General features: G+C 45.5%; 14 protein-coding genes. All 14 read left to right on the top strand.

Going from position 1 to position 17,609, the window contains the following annotated elements:
* Positions 1–10: 10 nt before the first annotated feature.
* The 14 genes from AC25CA_RS05675 (at position 11) to purD (ending at position 17,541) form a co-directional block, all read left to right on the top strand.
* Positions 11–853, top strand: a complete 843-nt coding sequence (locus tag AC25CA_RS05675) for a prephenate dehydrogenase (RefSeq protein WP_486816083.1) — start codon at positions 11–13, stop codon at positions 851–853.
* A 3-nt stretch (positions 854–856) separates the two neighbouring features.
* Positions 857–1,936 (top strand): 3-dehydroquinate synthase, encoded by a 1,080-nt coding sequence (gene aroB / locus AC25CA_RS05680; RefSeq protein ID WP_486816084.1) that lies wholly within the window; start codon positions 857–859, stop codon positions 1,934–1,936.
* On the top strand, positions 1,933–3,195 hold the full coding sequence (gene aroA / locus AC25CA_RS05685) for a 3-phosphoshikimate 1-carboxyvinyltransferase (protein WP_486816085.1): 1,263 nt from the start codon (positions 1,933–1,935) through the stop codon (positions 3,193–3,195). The genes aroB and aroA overlap by 4 nt, the downstream gene beginning before the upstream one ends.
* Entirely contained in the window at positions 3,188–4,276 is a 1,089-nt protein-coding gene (gene aroC / locus AC25CA_RS05690; RefSeq protein ID WP_486816086.1) for a chorismate synthase, read from the top strand. Before aroA ends, aroC begins: the two co-directional genes overlap by 8 nt.
* The gene (pheA, locus tag AC25CA_RS05695) at positions 4,263–5,102 is read left to right on the top strand and encodes a prephenate dehydratase (RefSeq protein ID WP_486816087.1); all 840 of its coding nucleotides are present in this window, start codon (positions 4,263–4,265) and stop codon (positions 5,100–5,102) included. The genes aroC and pheA overlap by 14 nt, the downstream gene beginning before the upstream one ends.
* Positions 5,103–5,348: 246 nt before the next feature.
* Entirely contained in the window at positions 5,349–6,656 is a 1,308-nt protein-coding gene (locus tag AC25CA_RS05700; protein ID WP_486816088.1) for an NCS2 family permease, read from the top strand.
* 67 nt (positions 6,657–6,723) lie between these two features.
* Positions 6,724–10,470 (top strand): phosphoribosylformylglycinamidine synthase, encoded by a 3,747-nt coding sequence (locus AC25CA_RS05705; protein WP_486816089.1) that lies wholly within the window; start codon positions 6,724–6,726, stop codon positions 10,468–10,470.
* A gap of 12 nt (positions 10,471–10,482) precedes the next feature.
* Positions 10,483–10,974, top strand: a complete 492-nt coding sequence (gene purE, locus AC25CA_RS05710; protein ID WP_486816090.1) for a 5-(carboxyamino)imidazole ribonucleotide mutase — start codon at positions 10,483–10,485, stop codon at positions 10,972–10,974.
* 12 nt (positions 10,975–10,986) lie between these two features.
* Positions 10,987–11,694, top strand: a complete 708-nt coding sequence (gene purC, locus AC25CA_RS05715; protein ID WP_486816091.1) for a phosphoribosylaminoimidazolesuccinocarboxamide synthase — start codon at positions 10,987–10,989, stop codon at positions 11,692–11,694.
* A gap of 1 nt (position 11,695) precedes the next feature.
* The gene (gene purF, locus AC25CA_RS05720; RefSeq protein WP_486816092.1) at positions 11,696–13,090 is read left to right on the top strand and encodes an amidophosphoribosyltransferase; all 1,395 of its coding nucleotides are present in this window, start codon (positions 11,696–11,698) and stop codon (positions 13,088–13,090) included.
* Positions 13,080–14,117, top strand: a complete 1,038-nt coding sequence (purM, locus tag AC25CA_RS05725; RefSeq protein WP_486816093.1) for a phosphoribosylformylglycinamidine cyclo-ligase — start codon at positions 13,080–13,082, stop codon at positions 14,115–14,117. Before purF ends, purM begins: the two co-directional genes overlap by 11 nt.
* Complete coding sequence (gene purN, locus AC25CA_RS05730) at positions 14,114–14,746, top strand: phosphoribosylglycinamide formyltransferase (protein ID WP_486816094.1); 633 nt, start codon at positions 14,114–14,116, stop codon at positions 14,744–14,746. The genes purM and purN overlap by 4 nt, the downstream gene beginning before the upstream one ends.
* Before the next feature lie 2 nt (positions 14,747–14,748).
* Positions 14,749–16,284: a bifunctional phosphoribosylaminoimidazolecarboxamide formyltransferase/IMP cyclohydrolase gene (gene purH / locus AC25CA_RS05735; protein ID WP_486816095.1), complete on the top strand. Its 1,536-nt coding sequence runs from the start codon at positions 14,749–14,751 to the stop codon at positions 16,282–16,284.
* Between the two features lie 12 nt (positions 16,285–16,296).
* The gene (purD, locus tag AC25CA_RS05740) at positions 16,297–17,541 is read left to right on the top strand and encodes a phosphoribosylamine--glycine ligase (protein WP_486816096.1); all 1,245 of its coding nucleotides are present in this window, start codon (positions 16,297–16,299) and stop codon (positions 17,539–17,541) included.
* Positions 17,542–17,609: the final 68 nt, after the last annotated feature.

Here is a 17,609-nt window from a genome sequence, read left to right on the forward strand (position 1 = left end):
AGGAAGAGTGATGGAATCAGACTTTAAGCGAATCTTGGTAGTTGGATTGGGATTGATGGGCGGCTCTTTTGCGAAGGCGATTCGTTACGCGGTTCCTGCAATTAAAATGGATGGACTGGATTTGGATTGTAAATCGGTGGAGGCAGCTAAAGCTCTCGGCGTTATTGATGCAGGATTTTGTCAGACACAAGAAGAAAAATATGACTTGATTGTCTTGGCTACACCCTTGGGTGCGTATTCAACCATTATCAATCAGTTGATTCCATGGATGTCAGAAGGGGCTTTGGTAACGGATTTGGGTAGTGTCAAGGGACGGGTACATCGAGAGGTTGAGCCCTTGTTGCCGGACTTTGTTTCCTTTTTAGGCGGGCATCCCATGTGTGGGGCAGAATTCAATGGCTTCTCCGCATCGCGAACTGATTTGTTCGATGGGAAGGTATTCTTTTTAACTGGCCAAACCAATTCCGCCATTGTGAAGGCCTATATTCGGATATTGCAAGCGATTGATGTACAAATCGTTAAGACGAGTCCGGCCGAACATGATACAATGGTAGCAAAAACGAGTCATATGCCTCACTTATCAGCAGTATTGCTTTCTTCTTTGCTGGAAAGTGCAGAGACTTGCAAAAATTACATTGGAGAAGGATTTCGAGACTCAACGCGTATTGCTGCTGGTGATCCGAGGGTGTGGAGGGATATCTTCTTATATAATGCACCGGCGATTCTTGAGGATTTGGAAGTCTTTCAAAATAAACTCAATCACTTAAAGGACTGCTTGAAGTCGGAAAACGGAACAGAAATATTGGAAACACTAGCCATAAGTAAGGGAATTCAAGAGGGAATAAAGGAGTAGGGTATGGAAAAAATCGATGTACAATCAAAACATGGGAAATATCCAATTCTAATTGAAGAGGGAATATTTGACCAGGCGGGTAATTGGATTCGTCGATGGGTGCCTTCAGCACAATTGGCGATAATTACCGATACCAACGTTGGCAAGATCTACTTGGAGAGATTGCAAGCAGGGATAAAGGAAGCGGGAATGGGTTCTGCGGATGTCTATATGATTGAAGCGGGTGAGGAAAGCAAGAATCTTCAGACTGTCGAAATGATTTATCATTGGCTTTTGGAAAAAGGACACGATCGTTCTAGCGGAATTATCGCCTTAGGTGGCGGGGTCGTAGGAGACTTGACTGGATTTGTTGCTTCTACCTTTATGCGGGGTGTTCCATTTGTACAGGTTCCAACGAGTTTGTTGGCTCAGGTAGACAGTAGTGTGGGCGGCAAGGTCGGTGTGAATGTTATAGAAGGAAAAAATCTAGTTGGCAGTTTTTATGCACCAAAGGGCGTACTTATTGATCCTTTTGTGTTAAAAACTTTGCCGATGAGACAATTTAGAAACGGAATTGCTGAGATCGTAAAGACAGGAGCAATTTTAGATGCGAATTTACTTAAGGATGTTGCGAAATTACATGATGCCGTAGAAGAGCGACCGGCTTGGGCCAAAGTCATTGCCCGTTGCTGCGAGCTGAAAGCGATGGTGGTAAGCCAGGACGAAGAGGAGAGAGGATTGCGAAAAATCTTGAACTTTGGTCATAGCTTTGGGCATGGTATTGAACAGTTTACGGCGTACAAAAAATACGCCCATGGTGAGGCAGTTGCTATTGGCATGATTATGGCAGCCCAGATCGGTCGTAAGTTAGAAATTACAGAAGCGGGAGTTGAAGAGGAGCTGACTGCCTTGTTAAGGCAATTTAGTTTACCGATTCAATCGATTCCGATTCCAACGGAAGATTGGATTGCAGTTATGAAAAAGGATAAGAAGAAAAGCAAAGGGCTCTTACATCTTGTGGCATTGAAAGAGGTGGGGCAGGCAGTCGTGCGTCCTGTGGAGTATGGCGTGATTGAAGAATTTTTAAAGGAGGTAACGGAATGAAACGAGTGATTCAACCATCGAGTTTGCAGGGAACCTTGCGTGTTCCATCATCTAAAAGCGTTTCGCATCGAGCCTTGATTTTGGGAGCTTTGAGTCCGGGTCTTTCTCGGATTAGTGGAATTGATGACTCCCGTGACTTGCGGGCCACGCGGGAAGCGATGGAAAGCCTAGGTGCAAGTTTTAGTGATTTAGGTGAGGGCATATGGGAAGTCTCTGGCGTGCGAAAACTTACGCTGGATGCAAAAATAGATTGTGGTGAATCGGGTTCAACCTTGCGGTTTATGATTCCGATTGCCGCTGCTTTGGCGAAGCGAGCTGAATTTATTGGAGAAGGACGTTTACCGACAAGACCAATCGACCCCATTTTGGAGGTTTTTGATCAGGTAAAAACGAGTTATACATATCCGGGGAAACTGCCTCTTGTCACAGAGAATCGATTTGAAATGCCTTCGGCTTTCTCGCTGGACGGGCATATCAGTTCCCAATTTTTCACAGGATTTTTGCTGACGGCACCGATTGCACAGAGAGAATTGAGATTGGACATTCGGGGAGATTTGGAATCGGAACCCTATGTGGAATTAACTCGCGAAGCGATGAAAGCCTTTGGTGTTGAGGTGGAACGCACCGAGACTGGATACTTTATATCTGGCGGACAAGCATATGTGAGAGCAGATTATGATGTAGAAGCTGATTTTTCGCAAGCAGCCTTTTGGCTAGTCGCAGGCTTAATTGGCAAGGAAGCCTTATGCTTGCGTGGCCTAAAGAAAAATTCAACCCAAGGAGATCGAGGCGTGCTAGCCATTGTGCGTGAGATGGGTGGTCGATGGGAATGGAAGGGTGAGGACTTGTGGGTCTACCCATCGAAAACTCATGGAGTTGTTATTGATGCGCGTGATGTACCGGATCTGATTCCAGTTTTGGCTGTGTTGGCAGCGGTAAGTGAGGGTGAGACGAGGGTGATTAATGCGGCACGGCTTCGCATCAAAGAATCGGACCGTTTGGCTTCAACGACGAAAGAATTGACTACATTGGGTGCGCAGATTGAAGAGTTGGAAGAAGGACTTTTGATTCAGGGTGGTTCGGGTTTAACCGGTGGATGCGTAGACTCATGGAATGACCATCGGATTGCTATGGCCTTGGGGATCGCGAGTCTTCGTGCATCGGGCACTGTAGAGCTGACAGGTAGTGAAGCAGTGAACAAGTCGTATCCGCATTTTTGGGATGAATTTCAACGACTAGGAGGAATGATCAATGAGTAGTCAATGGGGAAAAAATCTTCGGATGAGTATTTTTGGAGAGAGCCATGGCAAAGCCATCGGTGTTGTTTTGGATGGATTGCCATCGGGATTTTTGATCGATGAAGAACGGATTCTTTTCGAAATGAAACGAAGGCAACCGGGCAATATGCCTTGGAGCACAAAACGGAAAGAAGCTGATCTTCCGGAGATTGTCAGCGGAGCATATGAAGGAAAGACGACGGGAACACCCCTTTGTGCCATGATACGAAATACGGATACAAGGTCAAAGGATTACTCGCTATTGGCATCTTTGTATCGCCCATCGCATGCGGATTATTCAGGCAGTATTCGTTATGATGATGCCAATGATCCCAGAGGAGGCGGTCATTTTTCTGGTCGACTGACGGCTCCAATGGTGTTTGCGGGTGCTTTAATTCGCCCGTGGCTCGAGGAAAGAAACATTCGGATTTTTGCTCAAATTCGTCGAATTGGTGGATTGGGAACCAAACCGATCGATACATTAAATCATGACCAACTGCAGGACTTGGCGAAATTGGATTTTGCCGTATCCCAGGAATGGGACCGCAAGGAAATGATTGAAGCGATTGAAGAAGCCAGGATTCATGAAGATTCCCTTGGCGGTGCTGTTGAACTGCTGATTACAGGATTACCGGCAGGGATAGGAAATCCGATTTTTGATACAGTAGAAGGGAATCTTGCTCAAGCCTTGTTTGGTATCCCAGCAGTAAAGGCTGTAGAGTTTGGAGATGGCTGTGAGTTTTCTGAATTAACTGGTTCTCAGGCGGCGGATGAAATGCGCATGGACGGCGATGAAATCATCTTTTTGTCTAATCACAATGGCGGCATTGTTGGTGGCATTACGACGGGAGCTCCACTTCGGTGCAGAGTGACATTTAAACCGACTCCATCGATCAGTCAACCATTGAAAACAGTGACGAAAACAGGCGAAGAGAAAACACTTGCGTTAACGGGTCGACATGATCCTTGCATTGTCCCCCGAGCGGTGCCGGTTGTGGAAGCAATTGCTGCCATGGTCATGGCGGATTTGATTTTGGGAGGCGGCGAACATGGAGACGAGTAAGAGTGTTGGATATCAGGGTGTTCCGGGTGCTTTTTCTGAAATTGCAGCACGATCTTTTTTTCATGGCTTCGAACATCGAGCATTTGAAACCTTTGACGCAGTGGTAAAAGCAGTGCAATCGGATGAGGTTATTGCAGGCATGTTGCCCATAGAGAATAGTTCGACGGGAGCTATTCGTGCCGTATATACTTTGCTTCTTCAGGCTGGATTGAAGATTGTTGGGGAAGAGTACGTACCTGTGCGCCATTGTCTGATGGCCAAACCGGGAAGCAAGTTGGAATTGATTAAAGACGTTTATTCCCATCCGGAAGCTCTTCGACAGTGCCAGGCTTTTTTGGGGGCGCATCGGGAGTGGACGCAACATGCTTATCTAAATACAGCCAAGAGTGCAGAACGTGTTGCGGAGGAAGAGGATGAAACTGTTGCTGCGATTGCCAGTAAGCGGGCAGCAGAAATTTATCAATTGGAGATCCTAAAAGCGGAAATTCAAGATCAGCGAACCAATACGACACGCTTTGTGGTTGTTGCGAAGTTGCCTATTGAGAATACAGAACTTACGAAAGCGTCAATGATTCTGAGGGTTTCCCATCAACCCGGTTGTTTATTTGAAGCATTGGGTGTCTTTTCGGAACATCATATTAATATGTTGAAGATTGAATCACATCCGGCAAAAGAGGTGCCCTGGGAGTATGATTTTTTTATTGACTTGGAACGAACGGCAAATGAAGATGACTTTCAGAAGATGCTGGCTGAATTAAGCAAACGCTCCTTGGAGTACCAATTATTGGGGTCTTATGCGGCCAATCCTCTAAATGAGAATGCATAAAGGAAAAAGCGGGCAGGACTTGTTCGCTTTTTTTTGCATTTTTCGAACGGAATTTGAATTTATGCAAACATTTACCTCTTATATCCGTATGAATATGGAACGCTATTGAATACACTTTGTGTAAAAAGATCTATTCACGAAGAAAGAAATTATTTTAATAAAAAACATTCGTGTTTTGCGTTGACTTTCCATTCCTCCTTTGTTAAACTGTATTTGCATTAGTACAGAAGACGAGGAGGAACATAAATGGAATCATTTTTTAAATTAAAGGAAAACGGCACCACTGTTCGAACGGAAATTCTAGCAGGAATCACAACCTTTATGACGATGGCCTATATTTTGATCGTCAATCCATTAACACTAGAGGCTGCGGGTATGGACTTCGGTGGCGTATTTACAGCAACTGCATTGGCATCAATCATAGCAACGATCACCATGGGTCTTGTGGCTAACTATCCATTTGCACTGGCACCGGGCATGGGTTTAAACGCATTTTTTGCCTATACAGTTGTTCTACAAATGGGATACACGTGGCAAACGGCGTTAACGGCTGTATTAATTGAAGGACTTATTTTTATCGGTTTAACCTTCTTGAATGTTCGCGAAGCGATCATCAACTCGATTCCAGCGAATATTAAGAAAGCAATTTCAGTCGGTATTGGTTTATTTATTGCTTTTATCGGTTTATCAAATGCAGGGGTTGTTGTAAATGGTGCAACGCCACTTGCTCTTGGGGATTTATCGTCACCAACCGTAATTGTTGCAATTGTAGGTCTAATTGTAACGAGTATTTTATTAGCGATGAATGTCAAAGGCGCTTTATTGTTTGGTATTTTACTTTCTGCACTTGTTGGCATCCCTTTGGGTGTGACTCCGGTTCCAGAGAGCATGATCAGTGCACCACCGTCATTAGCCAAAGTCGCTTTTAAATTTGATTTTGGATTCTTATCGGATCCAAAGGCATTGTTTGATATTGTTGTAGTTTTGTTTACTTTCTTAATGGTTGATATGTTTGATACAGTGGGCACTCTTGTTGGTGTTGCAACGAAAGCTGACATGTTGGATGAGGATGGAAAACTTCCTCGCGCCAAGCAAGCTTTGTTTGCCGATGCGATTGGAACAACCATTGGTGCGTGCTTGGGTACATCGACGGTTACAACTTATGTCGAGTCTGCTTCAGGTGTATCTGAGGGCGGTCGTACTGGTTTGACTGCATTGTCTACTGCGGGTATGTTTGCAATTGCCTTGTTTATGTCACCATTATTTATCGCGATTCCAGGCGCGGCTACTGCACCTGCATTGATCCTTGTTGGTTTGTTTATGATGAGTCCAATTCAAGAGATTGACTTGAATGATTACACGGAAGCGATTCCTGCCTTCTTGACAATCATTATGATGCCTTTGGCATACTCAATTGCAGAAGGAATTGAATTTGGTATTCTCTCTTATGTATTACTAAAAACATTTACAGGAAAAGCGAAAGATGTACCGGTACTTACTTATATTGTCGGGCTATTATTCCTGGTTAAGATTTACTTAGCTTATTTTGCGTAAAACGTATAACCGAGAGTCCGAGTAGCTGAAAACTATTCGGACTCTTTTATTCTTTAAGGAGGAACAGATGGTTCAACGAATTTTTGTAGAAAAAAAAGAGCCGTTTCATGAGGGAGCGCAGCGATTGCAAAAGCGCTTGGAGAAAGACTTAGGCCTTGCCGAATTCGATCGCGTACGGATTTATCACCGCTATGATGTAGAAGGGGTGGAAGAGGACGTATATGAACGAGCCATTACCACTGTTTTTGCAGAGCCGCCAGTTGATCGCTGGTATAAGGAAACTTTGCCGGAAGAGGGCGATTGGAATATGGTGGTTTCATTTCTACCGGGTCAATTTGATCAACGGGCAGATTCATGCGAAGAGGCGATTGCCTTGATCACGGAAGGGATTCGTCCCATCGTGCGAGTGGCGACCCATTATCGTTTTTTTGGTTCCTTTTCAAAAGAAGAGCAGAAAAGAATAGAAGAGGTTCTAATCAATCCAGTGGACTCGGGTTTGGTAGGAATGGAAAAACCAGAATCTTTGACTAGTCATTTCCCAATACCTGAAATGATTACAAGTGTTGATGGATTCTTGGAGCAAACAAAAGAGCAAATGGCAGACTATCGGAAGACGGAAGGTCTAGCTATGACATTGGAAGATCTGCTCGTTGTTCAGGCGTATTTTAAGGAAGAAAATCGGGTACCGACGATTACAGAGATTAAAGTAATTGACACCTATTGGTCAGATCATTGCCGCCACACCACCTTCTCAACAAAATTGGAAGAGATTCAATTGGAAGACGGCTTGGGGATTGCACCGATTCAAGAGGCTTTAGAAACGGCTTTGGCTGCGAAAAAGTCATTGGGTCGGGGAGCAAAAGATTTGACACTGATGGAGCTGGCAACCCTTGGGATGCGATTTTTGCATCAGGAAGGCAAGGTTCCTGATCTTGATTTATCGGAAGAAATCAATGCTTGTTCGATTAAGATTCCAGTGATTATTGATGGAAAAGAAGAAGACTGGCTTTTAATGTTTAAAAATGAAACCCACAACCATCCAACAGAGATTGAACCCTTCGGTGGTGCAGCCACTTGCTTGGGTGGAGCGATTCGAGATCCATTGTCGGGTCGATCTTATGTCTATCAAGCCATGCGTGTAACTGGCGCGGCAGATCCGCGGGAAACATTAGCCGATACCTTAGCTGGAAAACTGCCACAGAGGAAGATCACTAGGGAAGCGGCGCGCGGATATTCGTCCTATGGAAATCAGATCGGTCTAGCAACAGGCCAGGTAGCTGAAATTTATCATCCGGGCTATAAAGCCAAGCGGATGGAAGTTGGTGCCGTGGTAGCTGCTGCTCCTGCTTCTCATGTACGAAGGGAACGTCCAGAAGCTGGTGATCGAATTTTACTTTTGGGTGGACGTACGGGACGAGATGGAATTGGCGGAGCAACGGGATCATCGAAAGCCCATACCAGTGAATCAATCGAACAGTGTGGAGCTGAAGTACAAAAAGGAAACCCACCGACGGAGCGAAAGCTTCAGCGGTTGTTTAGAAAATCAGAATTCTCGCGTTTGATCAGGCGTTGTAATGATTTTGGCGCGGGCGGCGTCAGTGTTGCCGTGGGTGAATTGGCAGACAGCCTTCGCATTGATCTTGATCGCGTGCCAAAGAAATATTTGGGACTCGATGGAACTGAATTGGCGATTTCGGAATCGCAGGAGCGGATGGCGATTGTTGTAGAAGCGAAAGATGTTGAGGCAGTTATTGCCTTGGCCGATCAAGAAAATGTAGAGGCAACAGAAATTGCCCTTGTCACCGATACGGGTCGATTGGAAATGGTTTGGAGACAGAAAACCATTCTTGATTTGTCTCGAGCCTTCCTAGATACCAATGGAGCGAAACAGAGAGCGAAGATTCTAGTAAAAGCACCGATCTTAATGGACTCACCTTTGGTTCATATGGTAACGAAAGGCAAGGATTTAAAAGAAAAATGGCTTCGCCATATGGGCACCTTGGAAATTGGGAGCCAGCAAGGTTTGGTGGAGATGTTCGACTCTACCATTGGAGCTGGAACCCTTCTGCTTCCCTTTGGGGGGAAAAAGCAGAAGACGCCAGAACAAGGAATGGCTGCTAAGATTCCTGTTTTGAAGGGCGAGGCTTCAACGGCAAGCTTGATGTCATATGGTTTTGATCCGAGGATTTCATCATGGTCACCATTCCATGGCGCAGTCTATGCGGTTATGGATTCTTTAGCTAAGATCGTTGGCATGGGTGGTGATTATAAAAAGTCACGATTGAGTTTTCAAGAATATTTTGAACGACTCGAGAAGGATCCAGTGCGTTGGGGCAAGCCATTCCAGGCACTTCTTGGTGCCGTGCATGCACAGTTGGCCTTTGAAACGCCGGCAATTGGTGGAAAAGACTCCATGTCGGGTTCCTTTGATGACTTGAATGTGCCGCCGACCTTGATCAGTTTTGCAGTGAATCATGATTCGGTTGACAAGGTTCATTCCAGCGAATTTAAGAGTTGTGGTCATTACGTTTTGTATTTGCCGGCAATTCTGAACGAAAACTTGATGCCGAATATTCCCTTGATGAAGGCGCGCTTTGATACCATTCACCATGGTTTTGAAAAGGGACGGATTGTAACGGCTCGTGCGATTGGTTTTGAAGGGATAGCGGGTGCTCTAAGCAAGATGTGCTTTGGCAACGAGATTGGCGTAAAGATCATGGACGGCTTTACAGAAGAAGATTTCTTCCTGCCTCAAATGGGTGGTTTCCTTCTTGAAATGGATACCAGCGCTGATGTGAGCCATTATGCACAATTGTTTAATGGTGAGGTCTTGGGTATTACGGTTCCAGAGCCATGGATTGTTGCCAAGAAGATGACACTCCCATTGGCAGATCTTCAAATGGCGTGGGAGCTGCCGCTTAAAAAGGTGTTCCCAATTCATTTGGAGCAGGGTAAAGCGGTTGAAAATATTCGATTTGAAAAGCGAGCAAAACGGAAAGCGAGTATTTCCTACGCAAAACCTCGTGTTTTTATTCCTGTTTTTCCGGGCACCAATTGCGAGGAAGATATGGCAAGAGCTTTCCAGAAGGAAGGCGCTTTAATCGATATGGTGGTGATGAGAAATCAGACACCACAGCAGATTCAAGAAACCATTGAAGCCTTTAAGCGCGGAATTGATGCAGCACAGATTATTGCATTGCCAGGCGGATTTAGCGCTGGTGATGAACCGGAAGGTTCAGGTAAATTTATCGCAAATACATTCCGAAATCCACGATTGATGGAATCGGTACAAGAATTTTTGGATCAGAGAGATGGTTTGATGATCGGTATATGCAATGGCTTTCAAGCCTTGATTAAGTTGGGACTTTTGCCAACAGGTCGCATTCAAGAATTAAGCGATCAGTCGCCGACACTTACCTTCAACTCCATTGGACGCCATGTGTCCATGGTGACAAGAACACGAGTTGCCAGCTCTCACTCTCCTTGGTTGACCGGGGTAGAAGTAGGAGATTTGCATGCGATTCCGGTTTCACATGGTGAAGGACGATTTGTCGCTTCGGAGCAGAGTCTGCAGCATTTGAAATTAAATGGTCAAATCTGTTTTCAATATGTTGATGATTCGGGTCAAGCTACAGAGGAAAGTCCATTTAATCCCAATGGATCTCATTGGGGAATTGAGGGGATTTGCTCGCCAGATGGACGAATACTTGGCAAGATGGGTCACTCGGAACGAATTGGCAATGGATTGTATCAGAACCTAGAAGAAAAAATGGATCAGAAGCTCTTTGCTTCTGGTGTCAAGTACTTTAGATAAGGGAGGTAAGTCATGAAGGTAGGCATTGTAATGGGATCCGATTCGGATTTCCCGATTGTTGAAAAAGCATTGGCCGTATTCAAGGATTTTGGGGTTGAGGTGGAGTGTCGAGTCTTATCGGCGCATCGCACACCAGATCAAGCAGCTGAATTTGCAAAAACTGCAGAAGAACGTGGATTATCTGTGATTCTTGGTTTTGCCGGAATGGCAGCGCATTTGCCTGGAGTTTTGGCAGCGATGACGACGCTTCCTGTTATTGGAGTGCCGGTTACATCTGGTGCCCTTCAAGGCATGGATGCCATGCTGGCCATGGTGCAAATGCCTCCTGGAATTCCAGTGGCAACGGTTGCTGTCAACGGCGGAAAGAATGCGGCGATCTTGGCCATTCAAATGATGGCGTTGAAATCGGACGATTTAAAAGAAAAGTTGCACGCCAATAAGGCAGACCAAGCAGCTGCCGTATTAAAAAAAGATCAAATGATGCAAGAGCGGATCAAGGGATAGGAGGAGACGATTATGGAAAAGGGAAAATTGTTGTACGAAGGTAAGGCAAAGCAGGTTTATGCGACGGGAAATCCAGACGAGGTTATTGTTTTTTATAAGGATGATGCCACCGCATTCAATGGAGGAAAGAAGGGTACAATCACAGGCAAGGGCGTGATTAACAATCAAATGAGTGCCATTCTTTTTGAGATGTTGGAAGCCAAGGGCATCCCTACACATATGCTTTCTGTTTTGTCTGAACGAGAGCAATTGGTTCGATCCGTTGAGATCGTTCCTCTTGAGGTCATTATTCGTAATACGGCAGCCGGTTCCATGTGTAAGCGCCTAGGCATTGAAGAAGGTATGGAATTGTTGGAGCCGATCTTTGAGATCTGCTACAAAAATGATGAATTTGGTGATCCTTTGATCAATGATGATCATGCTGTTGCCTTGGGTTTGGCGACTCGCCAAGAGATTAAAACGATCAAGGACTATACCATGAAGATTAACGAGATGCTACTTGCCTTCTTTGCAGAGCGAGGCATCCGTTTGATTGACTTTAAATTGGAATTCGGTCGTTACAAGGGCGAAATTCTTTTGGCGGATGAGATTTCTCCAGATACCTGCCGATTTTGGGATGCAGAAACTGGGAAGAAACTAGACAAAGATCGTTTTAGAAGAGATCTTGGGGATGTTGAATCGGTTTACGCGGAAATGCTTTCGCGTGTGAAGGGAGAATAAGATGGTCCAGGATCCTTGGGGCGCAGAAGAACTGCATGAAGAGTGCGGTGTCATCGGCGTTTATAACGAACCGGGAATTAACGCAGCGGAATCCATTTACTATGGCCTGTATGCTTTGCAACATCGTGGACAGGAAAGTGCCGGCATTGCAGTCAATGATCAGAAAAGAATTCAGTCCCACAAGGGAATGGGTCTGGTCTCAGATGTTTTTCGAGATCCCAATATGGAAATTTTCAAGGGTAATATCGGTATTGGCCATGTACGCTACTCCACATCGGGAGAAAGTGAAATTGAAAATGCTCAGCCGATCGTTGCCAATTACCGAGATAGCCAGATTGCTTTGGCACACAATGGAAATCTCGTCAACGCCAAGGCCCTTCGCAATATGCTTCAGGATGCTGGGGTTGTCTTTCAAACAACAATCGACACAGAAGTCATTCTGAATTTAATAGCCAGAAATTATAAGGCAGACTTATTGGAAGCCATCAAACGTGTTGGGGAAATTATCAAGGGTGCTTATGCCTTGGTTTTAACCATTGATGATCATTTGATTGGTCTACGCGATCCCCATGGGATGCGACCCATGTGCTTAGGGAAGACGGCGGATGGCTATGTATTGGCATCGGAATCTTGTGCCCTAGACGCCATTGGAGCCAAGCTGGTGAGGGATGTTGAACCTGGTGAGATTATCTCCATTGGACCAGAAGGCATTCGTTCTGACCGATTGAATCAGTGGACCAAGAAACGATTATGCATTTTCGAATTGCTCTACTTTGCTCGCCCAGACTCTGTTATGGACGGGATTGGTGTCTATGATTCCCGGCAGCGTGCGGGACAAATTTTGGCGGATGAATTCCCTGTTGAAGCGGACATCGTTGTTGGCGTACCAGATTCTGGTATTCCCGCAGCCATCGGCTATGCAGAACGATCTGGCATTCCTTATGGAATTGGATTGATAAAAAACAAATATATTGGCAGAACCTTTATTCAGCCGAATCAAGAGCAACGAGAAAAGGGTGTTCGAATCAAGTTAAATCCATTGAAGGGGAATATTGAGGGAAAGCGAGTGATCCTTGTGGATGATTCCATCGTTCGTGGTACCACTTCAAAACGCCTGGTGGAACTCTTGCGAGAGGCAGGCGCTAAAGAAGTTCATTTCCGTGTGTCGAGTCCGCCGGTTGCTTATAGCTGTCATTTTGGAATTGATACCCCCTATCGAAAGCAATTGATTGCTTCGAATATGTCGGTTGAAGAGATCAAGGACATGATTGGTGCGGATAGCCTGGGATATATTTCTTTAGATGGGCTTGAAGATGCTTGTGGAAGAGACCGTGGCTATTGTCGAGCGTGTTTTGATGGAGATTACCCAATGGAGGTGCCTTTCGATGTCGAGTAAAGTAAATAAGCCTTTGACCTATGCTCAAGCGGGAGTTGATAAGGAAGCAGGTTATGAAGCAGTAAAAAGAATGAAGTCGCATGTTGCGCGCACCATGAGGCCTGAGGTTTTAACGTCTCTTGGGGGATTTGGCGGCGGATTTAGTCTGCCGACCGGATATGAAGAACCTGTTTTGGTTTCTGGCACTGATGGGGTTGGAACCAAGCTGAAGGTGGCTTTTGCCATGGATCAGCATAATACCGTTGGGATTGATTGCGTTGCCATGTGTGTTAATGATATCCTATGTCAGGGAGCTGAACCTTTGTTCTTCTTGGATTATATTGCCGTTGGCAAGAATGATCCAGAGCGCATTGAGGCCATTGTTGCAGGGGTTGCAGAAGGCTGTGTTCAGTCCAATGCGGCTTTGATCGGTGGTGAAACTGCCGAGATGCCTGGCATGTATGAGGAAAACGAATATGATTTGGCTGGATTTGCCGTTGGGGTTGTCGAAAAGGCAAAGATGATCACTGGCAGTGAAATTGCTCCTGGTGACAAACTAATTGGTCTTGCTTCTAGCGGACTTCATTCCAATGGATTTTCCCTTTTCCGAAAGGTAATGGAAAGAGCAGAGATGAGTTGGGACACACCGGTTACTCAAGGGGCTCCATCTTTTGGAGAGGTGGCATTGACGCCAACAAAGATCTATGTAAAGCCGATTTTAGCGGTATTAAAAGAGATTGAAATCAAGGGAATGAGCCATATTACCGGTGGTGGTTTATATGAGAATGTACCGCGCGTTCTCCCTGAAAACTGTGATGCAGTCATTGATTTTGAAGCGATTCCCAAGCAGGCGATCTTTAGCCGCATTCAAGAATTAGGCGGAATTGAAAGCAAGGAAATGTTGGGAACCTTTAATATGGGCGTGGGCTTTGTGATCATCGTATCACCAGAGAATGAAAGAGCAGCTTTGAAACTTTTGGCTCATGCAGGGGAGGAAGCTTTCTTGCTGGGCGAGATTATTGCCGGAAATCAAGAGGTGAAACTATGAAGCAAAAGAAACGCATAGCTGTAATGATCTCGGGTAACGGAAGTAATTTGCAAGCCTTGATCGATCACCAAGACAGTCTCGATGGCGAGATTGTCTTGGTTTTGTCGAGCAATGAAGAGGCCAAGGGTCTTGAACGGGCACGGGCTGTTGGCATTGATGGAATCTGTATTGATTCTAATGCCTTTGCCGAGCGAAGTGTATACGAGCAGATGATGTTGAATACATTAGAGGCCTATCAGGTCGATTTGATTGTCTTGGCTGGGTACATGAGAATTCTTGGACCTACCTTTATTCAAACCTATGCCAATCGATTGGTGAATGTGCACCCGGCTCTTTTGCCCTCCTTTGGGGGACCAGGCTATTATGGGGAACGTGTGCATCAAGCGGTGTTGGATGCTGGTGTTAAAGTAACGGGCGCAACGGTACATTTTGTAACGGAAGAAACGGACGCAGGTCCGATTATCTTACAGGAGTGCGTACGGGTTCAGCAAAAGGATACAATAGCCCTTTTGCAAAAAAAAGTACTAGAGGTGGAACATCGCCTATTGGTGGCAGCCGTTCGGCTTTTTTGCCAGGATCGGTTGATTGTAAATCATAATTGTGTTGATATTGTGGGAATGGAGGAGTAGGAATGCCAAGAGCATTAGTAAGCGTTTTTGATAAGACAGGTGTACTGGATTTATGTAAGGGATTGGCAGAAGAGGGATGGGAGATTGTTTCTACTGGAGGAACTGCACGCCTCTTGAAAGAAGAAGGGATTGCCGTGCTTCCCATCGAAGAGGTAACGGGATTTCCTGAATGTTTGGATGGCCGTGTAAAGACTTTGCACCCGAGAATTCATGGGGGTATTTTAGCGGTTCGATCTTTGGACAGTCATATGAAACAATTGGAAGATCTCAGTGTTTCGCCTGTGGATATGGTTGTCAACAATTTATATCCTTTTCGTGAGACCTTAGAAAAGCCAGGTTCCACTCATGCGGAAATTATTGAGAATATTGATATTGGCGGCCCATCTATGATCCGTGCGGCAGCAAAAAATTATCAAGATGTTGCCATTTTGGTCGATCCTGCCGACTACAAGGAAGTACTTGAAGCTATTAAAGCGGAGGGAGCTACATCGTATGCCTTGAATGAACGTTTGGCGGCAAAAGCTTTTATGCATACGGCCCATTACGATGCCTTGATCGCCCAGTATTTCTTGGAAAAAACAGAGAATACAGAGCCGGAATTATTGACTCTGACTTTTGAACGACAACAATCCTTGCGATATGGAGAAAATCCGCATCAAAAAGCAAGTTTTTATAAGGAAGTTTTTGATACAAAGGGAAGTTTGGTGGAAGCGGACCAATTGCATGGCAAGGAATTGTCTTTTAATAATATCCATGATACCAACGGTGCCCTGGAAATTTTGAAGGAATATGGGAACGATCTACCGACAGTCGTTGCTGTCAAGCATGCTAATCCTTGTGGGATCGCACAGGCAGATTCTTTGTCTCAAGCATTCTTCAAGGCCAACGCGGCGGATCCTGTATCGATCTATGGTGGGATTTTAGCCATGAACCGAGAACTGGATTTGGCTACAGCAGAGCAGATTTCAAAGGTTTTCATCGAGGTGGTAGTAGCCCCAGCCTATACAGAAGAGGCGCTGGTCTGCTTGACACAAAAGAAGAATATTCGCCTGCTTCTAATGCCGACCATTACAGAGAAAAACCCTGGGAAGGATTACAAACGCGTTCTTGGCGGCTTGCTGATTCAGGATCGGGATGTGAAATTGATGGATGGAGAGCCTTCCGTTGCAACAAAGCGAACGCCAACTGAAAAGGAATGGAAAGATCTTGATTTTGCTTGGAGAGCCGTGAAGAATTCAAAATCCAATGGGATCTCTTTGGCCAAGGACGCTGTCTTGGTGGCTAATGGCCCTGGGCAGGTCTCTCGAATTTGGGCATTGGAGAATGCCATCAAACAGGCAAATGTGAGCCGGGAGGGCGCTTCAATGGCATCGGATGCATTTTTCCCGTTTGAGGATTGTGTGGAAGCTGCGCATGCCGCGGGCATTACTGCGATTATACAACCTGGCGGTTCTAAGAATGATCAAAGGAGCATCGATAAAGCCAATGAATATGGAATGACGATGGTCTTTACAGGCGTACGACATTTCCGTCATTAGGAGGGAGTCATAATGAAAGTATTGATATTGGGAAACGGCGGTCGAGAACACGCAATCGCATGGAAGATTGCGCAGAGCCCCCAGTGTAGCAGCCTGCTGGTTGCACCGGGCAACGCTGGAACCAAAGAGATTGCAGAAAATATTGACTTAAATCCTACGGATGTGGAAGCCGTTGTTGCCTATTGCCACAACAAGCAAGTGGACTTAGTTGTTGTGGGGCCGGAAGCACCATTGGTTATTGGTATTGTGGATCGCTTGGAGGCGGAAGGAATCAAAGCCTTTGGTCCAAAACAGGCGGCAGCGGAGTTGGAAGGCAGCAAGAGCTTTTCGAAACGGTTCATGGACCGCCATTTCATTCCAACGGCAGGATACTCGGAAGCGTCTTCTGCAGCCGAGGTGAAGGCGCACTTGGATGAAATGAGTTTGCCGGTAGTTTTGAAAGCAGATGGCCTTGCAGCTGGAAAAGGTGTTTATATTTGCTTTACTCAAACAGAGATTGAAGAAGCCTTGGATGATTTGTTTGTGAAGGAACGTTTTGGTGAGTCTGGAAAGCTGGTTGTGATCGAAGAGTTTATGGAGGGTACGGAAGCCTCTTTGCTTTGTTTCTGTGACGGCAAGCATTTGTTTCCGATGGAGAGCGCAAAGGATCATAAACGGATCTTTGATAATGATCAGGGACCCAATACAGGTGGTATGGGATGCGTTTCTCCCAATCCAGAAGTCACGCCTGCATGGATGGAACAAATTGAAAGAGAAATTCTTGTGCCGATCGAATTGGGATTTGCAGCGGAGCCTTGGGACTTTAAAGGTATTCTCTTTATCGGATTAATGTTGACCAGTGACGGACCGAAAGTGTTAGAATTTAATGTACGATTGGGCGATCCCGAGACGCAATCGGTTCTGCCACGATTGAAGAGCGATCTGTTGGACTTGATTGTGAAGACCCTTGATGGGAATTTGCATAAGTCGGATTTTGTTTGGGATCCTGCGGTTTGTGTCAGTGTTGTGGCTGCCTCAAAGGGGTATCCGCTTACATCGACCAAGGGGTGTATCATCGAAGGGCTAGAGGCTTGTAGTGAACTGGTTTTTCATGCCGGCACCAAGGCAGAAGACGGAAAGTTGTTTACCAATGGCGGACGTGTTCTTGCGGTTTCAGCGCTGGGCAATACCCTGGACAAAGCCTATGAAAAAGCGTATCGGGCAATGGATACCATTAAATTTGAAGGCAAACAAATACGAAGAGATATCGGAAAATAAAGGAAAAGAGGCTTGAGAAAATTCAAGCCTCTTTTCTTTATAATTCTTTATTTGAAAGTTTTATGCTT

The organism is Gottschalkiaceae bacterium SANA (assembly GCA_036323355.1).
GTDB lineage: Bacteria > Bacillota > Clostridia > Tissierellales > GPF-1 > GPF-1.

Bases quoted from the DNA above. Each gene is read 5' to 3' on its own strand.
- AC25CA_RS05675 (WP_486816083.1), top strand. From the start codon at position 11: ATGGAATCAGACTTTAAGCGAATCTTGGTAGTTGGATTGGGATTGATG.
- aroB (WP_486816084.1), top strand. From the start codon at position 857: ATGGAAAAAATCGATGTACAATCAAAACATGGGAAATATCCAATTCTA.
- aroA (WP_486816085.1), top strand. From the start codon at position 1,933: ATGAAACGAGTGATTCAACCATCGAGTTTGCAGGGAACCTTGCGTGTT.
- aroC (WP_486816086.1), top strand. From the start codon at position 3,188: ATGAGTAGTCAATGGGGAAAAAATCTTCGGATGAGTATTTTTGGAGAG.
- pheA (WP_486816087.1), top strand. From the start codon at position 4,263: ATGGAGACGAGTAAGAGTGTTGGATATCAGGGTGTTCCGGGTGCTTTT.
- AC25CA_RS05700 (WP_486816088.1), top strand. From the start codon at position 5,349: ATGGAATCATTTTTTAAATTAAAGGAAAACGGCACCACTGTTCGAACG.
- AC25CA_RS05705 (WP_486816089.1), top strand. From the start codon at position 6,724: ATGGTTCAACGAATTTTTGTAGAAAAAAAAGAGCCGTTTCATGAGGGA.
- purE (WP_486816090.1), top strand. From the start codon at position 10,483: ATGAAGGTAGGCATTGTAATGGGATCCGATTCGGATTTCCCGATTGTT.
- purC (WP_486816091.1), top strand. From the start codon at position 10,987: ATGGAAAAGGGAAAATTGTTGTACGAAGGTAAGGCAAAGCAGGTTTAT.
- purF (WP_486816092.1), top strand. From the start codon at position 11,696: ATGGTCCAGGATCCTTGGGGCGCAGAAGAACTGCATGAAGAGTGCGGT.
- purM (WP_486816093.1), top strand. From the start codon at position 13,080: ATGTCGAGTAAAGTAAATAAGCCTTTGACCTATGCTCAAGCGGGAGTT.
- purN (WP_486816094.1), top strand. From the start codon at position 14,114: ATGAAGCAAAAGAAACGCATAGCTGTAATGATCTCGGGTAACGGAAGT.
- purH (WP_486816095.1), top strand. From the start codon at position 14,749: ATGCCAAGAGCATTAGTAAGCGTTTTTGATAAGACAGGTGTACTGGAT.
- purD (WP_486816096.1), top strand. From the start codon at position 16,297: ATGAAAGTATTGATATTGGGAAACGGCGGTCGAGAACACGCAATCGCA.